At 39.6% G+C, this 14,461-nt stretch carries 14 protein-coding genes; all 14 read left to right on the forward strand.

The window, feature by feature from the left end; all coding sequences use genetic code 11:
* Positions 1-364 precede the first annotated feature (364 nt).
* The 14 genes from E0709_RS06860 (at position 365) to E0709_RS06925 (ending at position 14,456) form a co-directional block, all read left to right on the forward strand.
* Entirely contained in the window at positions 365-1,090 is a 726-nt protein-coding gene (locus E0709_RS06860) for a 1-acylglycerol-3-phosphate O-acyltransferase (protein ID WP_132302117.1), read from the forward strand.
* A gap of 9 nt (positions 1,091-1,099) precedes the next feature.
* Positions 1,100-2,503 carry a multicopper oxidase domain-containing protein gene (locus tag E0709_RS06865; protein WP_132302119.1) on the forward strand — a complete coding sequence of 468 codons (1,404 nt, stop codon included), beginning with the start codon at positions 1,100-1,102 and terminating at the stop codon, positions 2,501-2,503.
* A gap of 34 nt (positions 2,504-2,537) precedes the next feature.
* On the forward strand, positions 2,538-3,521 hold the full coding sequence (locus tag E0709_RS06870; protein ID WP_132302211.1) for an asparaginase: 984 nt from the start codon (positions 2,538-2,540) through the stop codon (positions 3,519-3,521).
* A gap of 191 nt (positions 3,522-3,712) precedes the next feature.
* Positions 3,713-4,594, forward strand: coding sequence for a 50S ribosomal protein L11 methyltransferase (gene prmA / locus E0709_RS06875; protein WP_132302121.1), 882 nt, complete (start codon positions 3,713-3,715; stop codon positions 4,592-4,594).
* 173 nt (positions 4,595-4,767) lie between these two features.
* The gene (gene dusB, locus E0709_RS06880) at positions 4,768-5,757 is read left to right on the forward strand and encodes a tRNA dihydrouridine synthase DusB (RefSeq protein WP_132302123.1); all 990 of its coding nucleotides are present in this window, start codon (positions 4,768-4,770) and stop codon (positions 5,755-5,757) included.
* The gene (gene fis / locus E0709_RS06885) at positions 5,750-6,046 is read left to right on the forward strand and encodes a DNA-binding transcriptional regulator Fis (RefSeq protein ID WP_132302125.1); all 297 of its coding nucleotides are present in this window, start codon (positions 5,750-5,752) and stop codon (positions 6,044-6,046) included. The genes dusB and fis overlap by 8 nt, the downstream gene beginning before the upstream one ends.
* Before the next feature lie 331 nt (positions 6,047-6,377).
* Complete coding sequence (locus E0709_RS06890) at positions 6,378-7,835, forward strand: circularly permuted type 2 ATP-grasp protein (protein ID WP_132302127.1); 1,458 nt, start codon at positions 6,378-6,380, stop codon at positions 7,833-7,835.
* 45 nt (positions 7,836-7,880) lie between these two features.
* Positions 7,881-8,480 (forward strand): alpha-E domain-containing protein, encoded by a 600-nt coding sequence (locus E0709_RS06895; RefSeq protein ID WP_132302128.1) that lies wholly within the window; start codon positions 7,881-7,883, stop codon positions 8,478-8,480.
* Positions 8,480-9,259, forward strand: coding sequence for a transglutaminase family protein (locus E0709_RS06900; RefSeq protein WP_132302129.1), 780 nt, complete (start codon positions 8,480-8,482; stop codon positions 9,257-9,259). The genes E0709_RS06895 and E0709_RS06900 overlap by 1 nt, the downstream gene beginning before the upstream one ends.
* Before the next feature lie 21 nt (positions 9,260-9,280).
* Positions 9,281-10,015: a proteasome-type protease gene (locus E0709_RS06905; protein WP_132302130.1), complete on the forward strand. Its 735-nt coding sequence runs from the start codon at positions 9,281-9,283 to the stop codon at positions 10,013-10,015.
* Between the two features lie 148 nt (positions 10,016-10,163).
* A complete protein-coding gene (locus E0709_RS06910) occupies positions 10,164-10,454 on the forward strand; it encodes a co-chaperone GroES (RefSeq protein ID WP_132302131.1) in 291 nt (96 codons plus the stop codon).
* Positions 10,455-10,474: 20 nt separating this feature from the next.
* Positions 10,475-12,118, forward strand: coding sequence for a chaperonin GroEL (groL, locus tag E0709_RS06915; RefSeq protein ID WP_132302132.1), 1,644 nt, complete (start codon positions 10,475-10,477; stop codon positions 12,116-12,118).
* 362 nt (positions 12,119-12,480) lie between these two features.
* Complete coding sequence (locus E0709_RS06920; protein WP_132302133.1) at positions 12,481-13,428, forward strand: sulfonate ABC transporter substrate-binding protein; 948 nt, start codon at positions 12,481-12,483, stop codon at positions 13,426-13,428.
* Positions 13,429-13,502: 74 nt separating this feature from the next.
* The gene (locus E0709_RS06925; RefSeq protein ID WP_132302134.1) at positions 13,503-14,456 is read left to right on the forward strand and encodes a sulfonate ABC transporter substrate-binding protein; all 954 of its coding nucleotides are present in this window, start codon (positions 13,503-13,505) and stop codon (positions 14,454-14,456) included.
* The last annotated feature ends 5 nt before the right edge of the window (positions 14,457-14,461 follow it).

The raw sequence follows: 14,461 nt of genomic DNA on the forward strand, positions 1-14,461 counted from the left end.
ATATACATATAATATTTTCAATTAAGAGAAAACCATTCGTTCTAAAAAATCAATAAAAAACACCGCACTTTAAACTATCTTACCTAATAGGTTCCCTAAATGGGGTCCCCGTGTTTGCCGCCTGAAAAGTGGTTAATTTGTAGGAAAATGGCGTCTGTTTGAGCGTAGCGAGTTCAGCCATTTTCCGTTAAGCAAATTAACCATTTTTCAGGAAACAAGGCAAAGTCGGGGTGTGCTTTCTTTTTGCTTACTTTTTCTTTGCACAAGCAAAGGAAAAGTAGGTCGCCATCGGGCGAAAACCGATTTAAAAAACAAACAAAAACCTGTTATAATCCCCAAAAAAAACAAACAGGAAAATAACAATATGTTAAAACTCGTCCGAATCATTATTGTCGTTCTACTTTGCTTAATTATCTGTATTTGTGGCACTATCTATTCACTTATTCGTTTCAAAAATCCGAATAATGTTAGTGTAGTAGCACGTTGGTTCGGACGCTTATATCCCCTATTTGGATTAAATGTTGAACACCGTTATCCTGAAAATGTAGATCAATTCAATCCTTGTATCTATATTGCAAATCACCAAAATAATTACGATATGGTCACCATTTCTTATATGGTACAACCGCGTACGGTGAGTATCGGCAAAAAAAGTCTAATCTGGATCCCATTTTTTGGTTTGGTTTACTGGGCCACGGGTAATATTCTGTTAGATCGAGATAACAAAAATAAAGCTCACAGCACCATGGGACAAGTGGCTCAGCGCATTAATCAAGATAATCTTTCGGTATGGATGTTCCCTGAAGGTACTCGCAGTCGTGGGCGTGGATTATTACCATTCAAAACAGGGGCATTCCATGCCGCCATTGCGGCTGGTGTGCCAGTGGTGCCGGTGGTTTGTTCTAGCACGCAAAATAAAATTGATCTCAACCGTTGGAATAATGGTAAAGTCATCTGTGAAATTTTGCCTCCAATTGATAGCCGTCAATTTAACAAAGAAAATGTCCGTGAATTTGCCAACCATTGCCATCAAATTATGCAACATCGCATTGCCGAATTAGATGCAGAAATTGCTCAATCATCATTGTAAGGTTATTAAATGAATCACTCTCGCCGTCAGTTATTCAAAAAAACCGCTATCGCTACTGCGTTCGCTACTGTGCCAAATGCCTTATTGGCGGCGACAAATCAACCTTTACAGATTCCGCCATTGCTTGAAACGCGCCGTGGTAAACCTATCTTTTTAGGTTTTGAAAGTACACAAGTCAGATTATTAGAACATAATTTAATCGAAGTCTGGGGTTTTAACGGGCAATATCTCGGCCCCACAGTGAGAGTTCGCCAAGGTGATTTTGTTAAACTCAATTATCGCAATAACCTACCACAATCTGTCGCAATGAATATTCAAGGCTTACAGGTTAATAGTGACTTACTCGGTGGGATCGGACATAGTATCAAATCAGGACAAAGTTGGGCCCCTATTGTACCGGTGACGCAAAATGCAGGGCTTTGCTATTATCAATCCTGCTCTCTCGCCAGTTCAGCCTATCAAAATTATCGTGGTTTGGTAGGCATGTGGATTGTGGAAGATGATGAAAGTCGTAAATCACAATTACCCAATAAATATGGCGTGAATGATATTCCTTTAATTTTACAGGATTTAACTTTGAACAGTGCCGGTTCGCAATTATTTCAACAAAATGAACCGCACTTTATGGGTGAACGTTTATTTGTGAATGGTCAACAATCTCCTTATTTAAATGTCGCACGGGGTTGGGTACGTTTACGTTTGCTGAATGCGTCCCTTTCTCGCGCCTATGAATTATGCTTTGATGACGAACGTGAGTTCTTAATTATCGCTCAGGATCAAGGCTTTTTGCCTGAACCGAAAAGCGTTAAATCCGTGATATTTGGCACCGGCGAACGACTTGAAATTTTAGTGGATTTAAACGAAGGGGGAAATGTCAGTTTAATCACGGGTAAAAAACGGGACTTACTGGATAAAATCAGTTTATTTTTTAGCAATGATGGTGAGCTAGTGGATAACCATATTTTGGAATTACGCCCAGAAGGTTTGCTGGCAGCCTTTACCAATAAACCCAGCTATCAATTTAATCAGGTCGCCACCTTATCCACAGAAATTAGCCAAGAGCGTCAATTTCAGTTAGACAATATCAACGCGATGATTAACCAAAAACGCTTTGATCCGCGTCGTATTGACATCAATGCCAAACAAGGTACCGTTGAGCGTTGGAAAATCAGCGTATCTTCCCCAGTTAGTTTTCGAATTCAAGGGGCAAAATTTGTGGTGGAAAGTCGAAATAATACCAAAACACCTGATAATGAGTTAGTCTGGAAAGATACCTTATGGATTGAAAATCATGCCAGTATTTTAGTGAAATTTGATAATCTTTCCGCTAACACGCATCCGTTTATTTTTGGTTCAGGCGATTTAATTCAGGCAGATAAAGGGGCTATGGGATTGCTGGTGGTACAGGCTTGATACCCTTTCTATTGTTAATTTTTTGGAATAAATGATGAGAAATAAACGTTTACTAATTATACATACTGGTGGCACTATTTCGATGAGTGAAGATGAAAATGGTAAAGTATCCCCCACACCACACAACCCTCTGCTTCACAATCTTGAGCGTCTCAACCATCCTGCACAATTAAGTCAAGAAAACCTGTTTAATTTACCCTCTCCCCATATCAATTTGAGTCACTGGCTCAAAATTAAGGCACGCGTTGAACAGGCAATTAATCTAGAAAAGTTTGATGGCGTGGTCATCACGCATGGCACAGATACCCTTGAAGAAACAGCTTATTTTCTAGATCTCGCTTTAACTCTCCATGTTAACACCCCTGTTACAATTACGGGCGCCCTACGTTCTAGCAACGAATTAGGATCTGATGGCTTACTGAATTTGCAAAATGCAATTGTGGTTGCACTGTCAGAGCAAAGCCGTGGTAGAGGCGTATTGGTGGCTATGAATGATGAAATTCACCATGCTAAATTCGTCACCAAAACCCACACAACCAATGTCGCCACCTTTCAAACGCCAACGCTTGGACCTTGCGGTTTAATCACTAAAAGTGGTGTACTTTATTTCCAACACCTCACCGAATATGAACGTTATCCCGTGGAACACATTACCAAATCCAATATTCAATTAATTAAAGCTTACGCAGGAATGGACAGTTTCTTACTTGAACAACTTGCACAATATGGTTGTGATGGTGTCGTAATTGAAGCCCTTGGTGCGGGCAATTTACCACCTAGTTGTTTAGCTGGAATCGAGGCTCTACAATGCGCCAATATTCCCATCGTTCTTGTCTCTCGCGCTTTCAATGGCATTACGCAAAATTTATATGATTATCCCGGTGGCGGTAAACAACTCAAACAACAAGGTATTATTTTCACATCAGGACTAAATGGACAAAAAGCGCGGATTAAATTGCTAGTGTTGCTCAATCAGAAGCAACCATTTTCAACACTGTTGGATTATTTTAATCGTTAACATTAGCAAAGTTATTGCACTTTTTAATGGCAGCACCATAGCGGTATTTTTGTTAAAAAAAATGCGATAAATTTAATTTCAGATACGGGTTATCGGGGCTGTCATCAAAAACCGTCCAAGTATTTGCAACTTGCAATCTCCCCCCTAACCGCTAAAATAGCCTCAATTGCAATACACATAAGGGAAAACATATGGCTTGGGTACAACTTCGCTTAAATAGCACCAGTGAGAAAGCAGAGAAAATCAGTGATTTTTTAGCAGAAATCGGGGCGGTGTCAGTGACTTTTATGGACAGTCAAGATACACCGATCTTTGAGCCGTTGCCGGGCGAAACCCGCCTTTGGGGCAATACGGATGTGGTAGCATTGTTTGATGCGGAAACTGAAATGGCGTTAATTTTAACCGCACTTCGTAACAGTAATCTGTTATCACCTAATTTTGCTTATAAAATTGAGCAAATTGAAGACAAAGATTGGGAACGAGAATGGATGGATAATTTCCATCCCATGCAATTTGGTCAACGCTTATGGATTTGTCCGAGTTGGCGCGAAGTGCCTGATAAAACAGCGGTGAATGTGATGCTTGATCCTGGTTTAGCCTTTGGCACGGGTACCCACCCGACTACGGCACTTTGTTTAGAATGGTTGGACGGACTTGATTTAAACGGCAAAACCGTGATTGATTTTGGTTGTGGTTCCGGTATTTTAGCCATTGCGGCGTTAAAATTAGGAGCAAAAAATGCCATTGGGATTGATATTGATCCGCAAGCTATTTTAGCCAGTCGTAATAATGCAGAACAAAATGGTGTCGCCGATCGTTTGCAATTATTCTTATCTGATGACAAACCGATGGATTTGAAAGCCGATGTGGTGGTTGCCAATATTTTAGCCGGTCCATTAAAAGAGCTTTATCCTGTTATTAGCCAATTGGTGAAACCGCAAGGGGATTTAGGTTTATCCGGTATTTTGGCAACACAAGCTTCCTCTGTTTGTGATGTTTATCAACAAAAATTTGTGCTTGATCCTGTGATTGAGCGTGAAGAATGGTGTCGAATTACTGGAAAATTAGCTTAATTTCGAAATGTCAACCGAAAAATCATAAATTTTCTGTAAATTGTTTAAAAATTATGCTTTTCAAATGATGAATTTTTGCGTATTATAGCCAACCTTGTCGGTTATTAATGCCGAATATTTAATCAATATTCGGCTTAATTTTTTCTGTATGCGATATAGTTGGAGAATTTAAAATGCAGATTGGTTCATATCAATTAAAAAATCGCATTTTATTAGCACCAATGGCAGGCATTACAGATCAACCGTTTCGGAAACTCTGTTCCCACTATGGTGCAGGACTGACGTTTTCGGAAATGATGTTGAGCAATCCGCAAGTATGGCATACGGAAAAATCGAAATTGCGTTTGGCTTATCACCAAGACGCTGGCATCAATGCCGTTCAGATTGCGGGTGCGGATCCGCAAGAAATGGCACATGCCGCTCAAGTTAATGTCGAATATGGCGCCCAACTAATTGATATTAATATGGGTTGTCCAGCTAAAAAAGTAAATAAGAAGTTGGCAGGTTCTGCTTTACTACAATTTCCTGATTTAGTCGCAGAGATTCTTGAGTCGGTAGTGAATGCAGTAAACGTGCCTGTCACGTTGAAAATTCGCACAGGTTGGGATCGGCAACATATAAATTGCGTAGAGATCGCTCAAATTGCTGAACAATGTGGCATTCAAGCATTAACCATTCACGGACGTACTCGGGAATGCTTATTTGAAGGAGATGCTGAATATCATCATATTAAAGCAGTAAAACAAGCGGTTTCAATTCCCATAATAGCTAATGGCGATATTATCTCGCTAGAAAAAGCAAAATTTGTACTTGATTATACGGGTGCAGATGGCATTATGATCGGGCGTGGCGCTTTAGGGAACCCTTGGATATTTCAATCTTTAGGGGAACTAGCTGAAATCAATTCAACCAATATAATCGCCCCCAGTTTAACAGAAAAGTGCGGTGTAATTTTACGTCATATTGAAGAGTTGCATCAATTTTATGGCGCCGAAAAAGGCTATCGAATTGCGCGCAAGCACGTTGGCTGGTATTTACAAGGAATTCAACCAGATTCCGATTTTAAACGGACTTTTAATGCGATTAGTGATGCAAAAAAACAACTGATGGCGTTGGAAGATTTTTTTAATTTTATAAATAATAATGGAAATTCAAATGTTTGAACAAACAACACCCTCTACAAAATTTATCGTGCCAGAATTAAATGCACAATCACAAGCCGTTAACAAACCATTACGTGATTCCGTTAAACGTGCAATTAAAAACTATTTAATTCAATTAGATGGTCAAGATGTTAATGATCTTTATGAGCTTGTGTTAGCGGAAGTGGAACACCCACTATTAGACATCATAATGCAACACACCCGTGGCAATCAAACTCGTGCAGCGATTATGTTGGGTATCAATCGCGGAACCTTACGTAAAAAATTAAAACAATATGGTATGGGCTAGACCTAATGCTAAAACACAAATGGGAGTAAAAACAGTTCACTCCCATTCAACTTAATACCCAATGATAACAAGGGCGGAACAAAGTATCCGCCCTTATAATTTAATGTTAAGCTCATTGTTATCTTGTACCTATCTAATTAAATAAATAAATTCACCTAAATAGCGATTTCTATAGAAAAAATATAGAAAAATAACTAATTCATTAAACTTTATCTAATAAAAGTTCTAATCATTTAAATATTAACCTAATTTTATTGCAGTGAGTTTGTCGCCAATGTTAGTGTAGGATTTTTAGCATGACTATCAGGGGGAATCCCCATTGGAGTGAAAAATGAAAACGACATTAACGGAAAGCAATATTGTGACGATATTAGGGGGAGGATCATCCGGTTTTTTTAATGAAATGATTGATGATGTACGTTCTGGTGATGTATTGGTGGAAAATATTGCTACTTGGTTAGCTGGACAAAGTTTAACACAACTACAGGTATTAAATGATCTCGCCAAACAGCATTTCTTGTATCAAGGTATTACCTTTAATGTATATGGTGATGCACAGGGTGTGGAACGGACGATTCCTTATGATTTAATTCCCCGTGTACTGAAAGGAAAACAATGGGAATTAATTTCTGCAGGCTGTATGCAGAGAGTGAAAGCCCTGAATTTATTTTTAGATGATATTTATCATCAACAACATATTTTGTTGGAAGGCATTATCCCTAGAGAGCAAGTGCTTCGGCATGAATCCTTTTTACCCCAAATGCTGGGACATAATCTAAACGGGAAAATCTATTCGCAAATTAGTGGTATTGATATTATTCGTGATGGACAAGGCGATTTTTTTATTTTGGAAGACAACTTGAGAACGCCGTCTGGTGTTTCTTATATGTTAGAAAGCCGTAAAATCAGTCAAAAATTAATCCCTGAACTTTGCGAACATCAACCGTTACAGGGCATTGAACAATATCCACAATTATTGCGTGAAATTTTGGCAGAAAATGCTCAATTAACAGATCCTTTTATCGTGGTGCTTACCCCAGGACGATTTAATAGTGCCTATTATGAACACGCTTTCTTAGCTCGCGAAATGGACGTTCCTTTGGTAAGCAGTCGTGATTTATGGGTAGAAAACGATCATGTTTATATCAAAACGGTTCGTGGTCGGCAAAAAGTGGATGTCATTTATCGTCGCATTGATGATGCTTTTTTAGATCCGCTGACTTTTCGTCCTGATAGCACATTAGGGATAGCTGGTTTGATGTCAGCCTATTTATCGCATAATGTGGTGATTGCCAATGCGCCTGGAACTGGGGTGGCAGATGATAAATCTATTTACCCTTATGTGGATGATATGATTAAGTTTTATCTCAATGAAAAACCCATATTGAAAAACGTCCCGACCTATCAATGTCGTTATCCTGAAGAATTGGACTATGTGTTAAACAATATGGCGGATTTAGTGGTGAAAGAATCACAGGGATCGGGGGGATATGGCATGCTAATTGGACCACAAGCAAGCCGTCAAGAAATTGATAAGTTTTGCCAATTAGTACGAGAACAACCACACTTGTATATTGCACAACCGACCATTGAATTGTCAGTTGCTCCAACACTAACTGAAACAGGGATTGCAGAACGCCATATTGATTTACGCCCTTTCGTGCTTTCATCGCCACAACGCACGGAAATTGTACCTGGTGGTTTAACACGAGTCGCCATGAAAGCAGGATCGTTGGTGGTAAACTCTTCCCAAGGTGGCGGAGTGAAAGATACTTGGGTAACGGTTTAATTGTCTAACGTAAAATAATCTAAAAACGTAGAATGGGAATAAATTATGATTTTATTAACTTCAAACGCACAACATCTTTATTGGCTAGGTCGCTATTTGACACGTATTCGTTTTTTCTGTCAACAATATCCTTTCACTGAACAATCCGCTGCTAAGCGTTTTACTGACAGTTTTGGATTACCCACACAGAATGTTGTCGATTTAAATTTTGCCTTGCTTGATCCGCAACAATCTTATAGTTTAGTGGCGCAATTAAGTAGTATCAAAGATAATATTGATGAACTGCGGGGCGTATTAGCCACGGAAACCTATGCTAAATTAAACCGTTTTTTACGGGCAATGAATCAACAATCGAGTGAAATCTGTTCATTAATCGAAGATTGTTACCCTATTTTGCAAGAGAATTTAACACAAGACGGCGTTTTGTTTTTACAACTGGGGCAGCTCATCGAACTGTTAGATATTGGTTTACGTTTTAACCAAGATATTGCTCCGATTATCACTCAAATGCAACAACAAGAAGAAACTTTGAGTATTTATGCTTGGTACAATCCAATAGCTTGGCAACAGTTTAAAACTCAGCCTAATTTAACCGCGCTTTACCAGTTTCACCACGAATTTTTACAAGCAATTGGAGGAGATTAATGAAATTAATGGTAAATCATCAAACACATTACCATTACAGCCAACCAGCTTGCAATAGTATTCAATATATTAAAATGCTACCCCAGAGTTCTGCTCATCAACGGGTACATTACTGGGATATTAGCATACCTGGTGAACGTTGTATGAAGCGAGATGTATTCGGTAATCTTTGGATCACTGCCACTCAACGCTTTAGTTACTCACATTTGTCGATCATGTCGCAAGGTGTTGTGGAATTGCAACCGCATAATATGGGCATCCATCAGCCTGATGTTCCGAGCTACTTATTTTTACAGCCCACGGCAATGACACAATGGGATAAAAATATGATTGAATTTTGTCAGCAGTATGTCAAAATAGGGTCACTATCTGAGCTTCGCTGTTTGGCTGAACAGATTTTCAAGAAAGTGGCATACAGTGCCGAAACCACTACGGTGCAAACTTCCGCACAGGATGCTTTTTATGCAGGCGTTGGTGTTTGTCAAGATCATGCTCATTTAATGATCGCCTTATGTCGAGCTTTAGGCTTACCTGCTCGTTATGTCTCGGGATATTTATTCGATCAAAACACACCGCATTTAGCAAGCCATGCTTGGGCGGAAGTATGGCTTTCACAGCAATGGCATTGTTTTGATATTAGCAACCAATTATTCGATCCTACTTCACATATTTATGTGGCGATTGGGCGAGATTATTTGGATGTAGCCCCCGTCCGTGGTATGCGAGAACAAGGTGGTGTAGAAACCATGCAATCCACTGTTCAAGTGCTTGCTTGTTAGAAATATAAAGGAGTGTAAACAATGACTTACTGTTGTGGGTTACGATTAAAAGAGGGTTTAGTTTTTATTAGTGATACCCGTACTAATGCTGGAGTGGATCAAATTTCTGTGTTCCGCAAACTCTATATTTTTGGTAAACCACAAGAGCGCTTTATCGCTATTCAAACGTCGGGCAATCTTGCCACCACACAAACCGTTATCGGACATTTGCGTAATCAGATTGAGTTGCAAGAAAATATTAATTTATACACCGTCAACAGCATGTTTGAAGTTGCTCAATTAGTCGGCAAAACCTTACGCAAAGTCATTGCAGATGTGACCGAAGATACCCTAGAACAGAGTAATTATTATTGTAGTTTGCTCGTGGGAGGACAAATTGGTCAAGGCGAAATACAATTATATAATATTTATCCACAGGGAAATTTTATTTGTGCCACCCCAGATACTCCCTATTTTCAAATCGGTGAAAGTAAATACGGTAAGCCTATTTTAGATCGTGCTCTAACTTATGATACACCATTAGATGAAGCACTCCGTTGTGGTTTAATTTCTTTTGATTCCACCCTGCGTTCTAATGTCTCTGTGGGATTGCCGCTGGATTTTGCGATCTATCGCAAGAATAGTTTAACTGTGCCAAAGGCAAAACGAATTACCCAAAATGATGAATATTTTCAAATTATTAGTAGTCAATGGTCGGCTATGTTACGTGAAAGTCTAAACAAAATTCCTAAACCCAGTGAAGTCTATTTGACCTAATCATGATACATTATTAGCCGTCATATTCCTTTTATCAAACCGCGGTGAAAAAAGGGGAAATTTTTTCTATTTTCCCCTTGAAACCCTAAAAAACATTCCCATATAGTCTTTGCATTTTTTATAAATTTCAATAGTAGGAGAAATTCAAATGGCAATTCGTCCTTTACACGATCGTGTAATCATCAAACGTGAAGAAGTAGAAACTAAATCCGCTGGCGGTATCGTTTTAACTGGTAGTGCAGCAACAAAATCCACTCGAGCCAAAGTTATTGCAGTAGGCAAAGGTCGTATCTTAGAAAATGGTACAGTACAACCTTTAGATGTGAAAGTGGGTGATACCGTGATTTTTAACGAAGGTTATGGTGTGAAAGCAGAAAAAATTGACGGTGAAGAAGTGTTAATTGTTTCTGAAAACGATATTTTAGCGATTGTAGAATAATACAGAGAGGAAATAAGAAAATGGCAGCAAAAGAAGTAAAATTTGGCAATGATGCCCGTGTAAAAATGTTAGCCGGCGTAAACGTATTAGCTGATGCCGTGAAAGTAACCTTAGGACCAAAAGGTCGTAATGTCATTTTAGACAAAGCCTTTGGTGCACCAGCCATTACCAAAGACGGCGTATCTGTCGCGCGCGAAATTGAATTAGCCGATAAATTTGAGAATATGGGCGCACAAATGGTCAAAGAGGTTGCCTCTAAAGCCAATGATGCAGCAGGTGACGGTACTACCACTGCAACAGTTTTAGCACAAGCTATCGTGAATGAAGGCTTAAAAGCCGTGGCGGCTGGTATGAATCCGATGGATTTAAAACGTGGTATTGATAAAGCCGTGGCGACTGTTGTAACAGAATTAAAAGCCTTATCTAAACCATGTGAAACCTCTAAAGAAATTGAGCAAGTGGGGACGATTTCTGCCAATAGCGATAGCATTGTAGGTAAATTAATTGCTCAAGCGATGGAAAAAGTGGGTAAAGAAGGCGTGATTACGGTAGAAGATGGTACCGGTCTTGAAGATGAATTAGACGTAGTTGAAGGTATGCAATTTGATCGTGGTTATCTATCTCCATATTTCATCAACAAACCAGAAACCGCTACCGTTGAATTAGAGAATCCATATATTTTATTAGTAGATAAAAAAATCTCTAACATTCGTGAATTATTACCTGTATTAGAAGCCGTAGCAAAAGCCGGTAAACCGTTGTTAATCATTGCTGAAGATGTAGAGGGTGAAGCCTTAGCGACTTTAGTCGTCAATACTATGCGTGGTATCGTGAAAGTAGCAGCGGTAAAAGCACCGGGCTTCGGTGATCGCCGTAAAGCGATGTTGCAAGATATTGCGATTCTAACTTCTGGTACCGTGATTTCTGAAGAAATCGGTATGGAATTAGAAAAAGCCACCTTGGAAGATTTAGGTCAAGCCAAACGCGTGGCCATCAACAAAGATAATACTACCATTATTGATGGTATCGGTGACGAAGCTCAAATCAAAGGTCGTGTCACTCAAATTCGTCAACAAATTGAAGAATCTACCTCTGATTACGACAAAGAAAAATTACAAGAACGGGTAGCGAAACTGGCTGGCGGCGTTGCCGTGATTAAAGTTGGAGCTGCCACTGAAGTGGAAATGAAAGAGAAAAAAGACCGTGTAGAAGATGCATTACATGCGACTCGTGCGGCGGTTGAAGAGGGTATTGTTGCTGGGGGTGGCGTGGCGTTAGTGCGCGCAGCCGCGAAAGCCGCAACGACCTTACAAGGTGATAATGAAGAACAAAACGTAGGGATTAAACTTGCTTTACGTGCATTAGAATCACCACTTCGCCAAATCGTGGAAAATGCTGGCGAAGAAGGTTCTGTCGTCGCCAGTGCAGTTAAAGCTGGCGAAGGCAACTTTGGTTATAATGCTGCAACAGAAGAATATGGCGATATGATCGAAATGGGTATTCTGGATCCTACTAAAGTCGCGCGTTCTGCATTACAATTTGCCGCTTCTGTAGCTGGTCTGATGATTACTACGGAATGTATGGTTACTGAATTACCAAAAGATGATAAATTAGATCCTGCTGCCGGTATGGGTGGCATGGGGGGTATGGGTGGCATGATGTAGTCTACTCAAAAATCCCAAAATACTCAAAAGTGCGGTAAAAAATACTGCACTTTTTTATTTTTACCAGATTTAAATCTACCATTTTCCCATTTTATTACCATCATTAAAATTGCTATCTCATCACAACATCACCATCCTTAAAAAAATTTAAATAACTTATAGTTATAAGTAATTTTTTTTTATTACTTCTAATCCATATTTTTTTATGCGTAAATAAATACACCCGAAAGCGAGCAATGATGCAGACTTACTGGTGTATTTAAAAATCATATCAATCCGTTTTTAGTGATTTTGTGATGATAATCAACTTGCCCATTACGGGCTATTTAATAACCTAAGATCAACAATGAAGGAGATTCATTATGCGTATTACGACTACTCTCAAAAAAGCTTTTACTGCTTTATTTACTGCGGCTGTTTCTTTCGGTGCTGTCAGTCAGGCTCAAGCCGATACTTTGCGAATCGGTTATCAGAAAGATAGCCTTGCATTAATCAAAGCCAAAGATTCTTTAGAAAAACATCTTAGTGAGAAAGGTGTTGATGTGAAATGGACAGAATTCCCCGGCGGTCCACAACTACTTGAGGGGTTGAATGTGGGTTCCATTGATTTTGGCGTGACGGGTGAGACACCACCAGTATTTGCACAGGCTGCTAAAGCAGATTTAATTTATGTAGCACATGATGCATCCTCGCCAACCAGTGAAGCGATTGTTGTACCCAAAAATTCACCAATCACCAATGTGGCTGATTTAAAAGGCAAAAAAGTGGCGTTTAACCGTGGTTCAAATGTACATTATTTAATCGTGCGAGCTTTGCAAGAAGCCGGACTTAAATATAGTGATATTGAACCAGCTTATTTGCCACCATCTGATGCTCGAGCTGCCTTTGAACGTGGTTCAGTAGATGCCTGGGTCATTTGGGATCCCTATTTAGCTGCGGCTGAACAGCAGCTTGGTGCACGTATTCTACGTGATGCCACAGGTCTTGCTGATAATCACGAGTTCTATCTTTCTAACGGCACTTATGCCAAAAACAATCCTGAAGTGATCAATATTTTAGTGGAACAAATCCGCCATGCGGGTGAATGGATTAAAGCCAATGTAGATCAAGCTACTAAAGAGTTTGCTCCAGTTTTCGGCTTACCTGAAGGCATCATTAAAACTACTATTGAGCGTCATCACTACGATACCCAAGTAATTAGTCCAGAAGTAGCCATCGGTCAGCAAAAAATTGCTGATGTATTTACGGATTTAAAACTGATTCCGGTGAAATTAAATATTGATGATGTGGTGTGGAAACCAGCCCAATAAACAACATTATTTTTTATGACCCTATTTTGGGGTCATTCCCCCTAATTTAAACCAACTTAAGCTAAGGAACTTTTATGCAAAAACTCAAACAATTTTTTCACCGTAGTTTAGCGGTGTTGGTCGGTGCAAGCTTTTCTTTCGGGACAATTAGCCATGCTTTGGCGGCAGATTTTCGCATTGGTTATCAAAAAAGCAATGTGGCATTAATTAAAGCCAAAGAAAACATTGAAAAACGCCTTGGGGAACAAGGCGTGGAAGTAAAATGGACAGAATTTCCGGGTGGTCCGCAATTATTAGAAGGCTTAAATGTAGGGTCAGTAGATTTTGGCGTAACTGGCGAAACTCCGCCGGTATTTGCTCAGGCTGCCAAAGCTGATTTACTCTACGTGGCGAATGATTTAACTGCTCCTACTAGCGAAGCTATTATTATTCCTAAAGATTCACCAATTCAGTCAGTGGCTGAATTAAAAGGCAAGAAAGTGGCTTATAACAAAGGTTCTAATGTGCACTATTTATTGGTGCGAGCCTTGGAAGAAGCTGGTTTAAAATATGATGACATTGAGTCTGTTTATTTACCACCTGCTGATGCTCGTGCCGCCTTTGAACGTGGTTCAGTGGATGCTTGGGTGATTTGGGATCCGTATTTTGCCGCAGCGGAACAACAATTAGGCGCACGCATTTTACGTGATGGCACAAATCTAGTCGATAATCATCGTTTCTATTTATCTACCCGTGATTATGCCAATAAAAATCCGCAGGTGATCGGGATTGTCGTTGAAGAAATTCGTAATGCTGGCGAGTGGACTAAGCAACATTTAAATGAAGTAGCTGCCGAGTTTGCCCCAGTGTTAGGCTTACCTAAAGAGATCGTATATACCACTACGGCTCGCCATACCTATGGTACTAATTTCATCAGCCCAGAAGTGGTAGAAAAACAACAAAAAATCGCGGACACATTCACCGAACTTAAATTAATCCCAGAGCAACTTAACATTAAAAATACAGTATGGACACCATCTAACCCATAAACTAA

The sequence above is a fragment of the Lonepinella koalarum genome (genome assembly GCF_004565475.1).
Lineage (GTDB): Bacteria > Pseudomonadota > Gammaproteobacteria > Enterobacterales > Pasteurellaceae > Lonepinella > Lonepinella koalarum.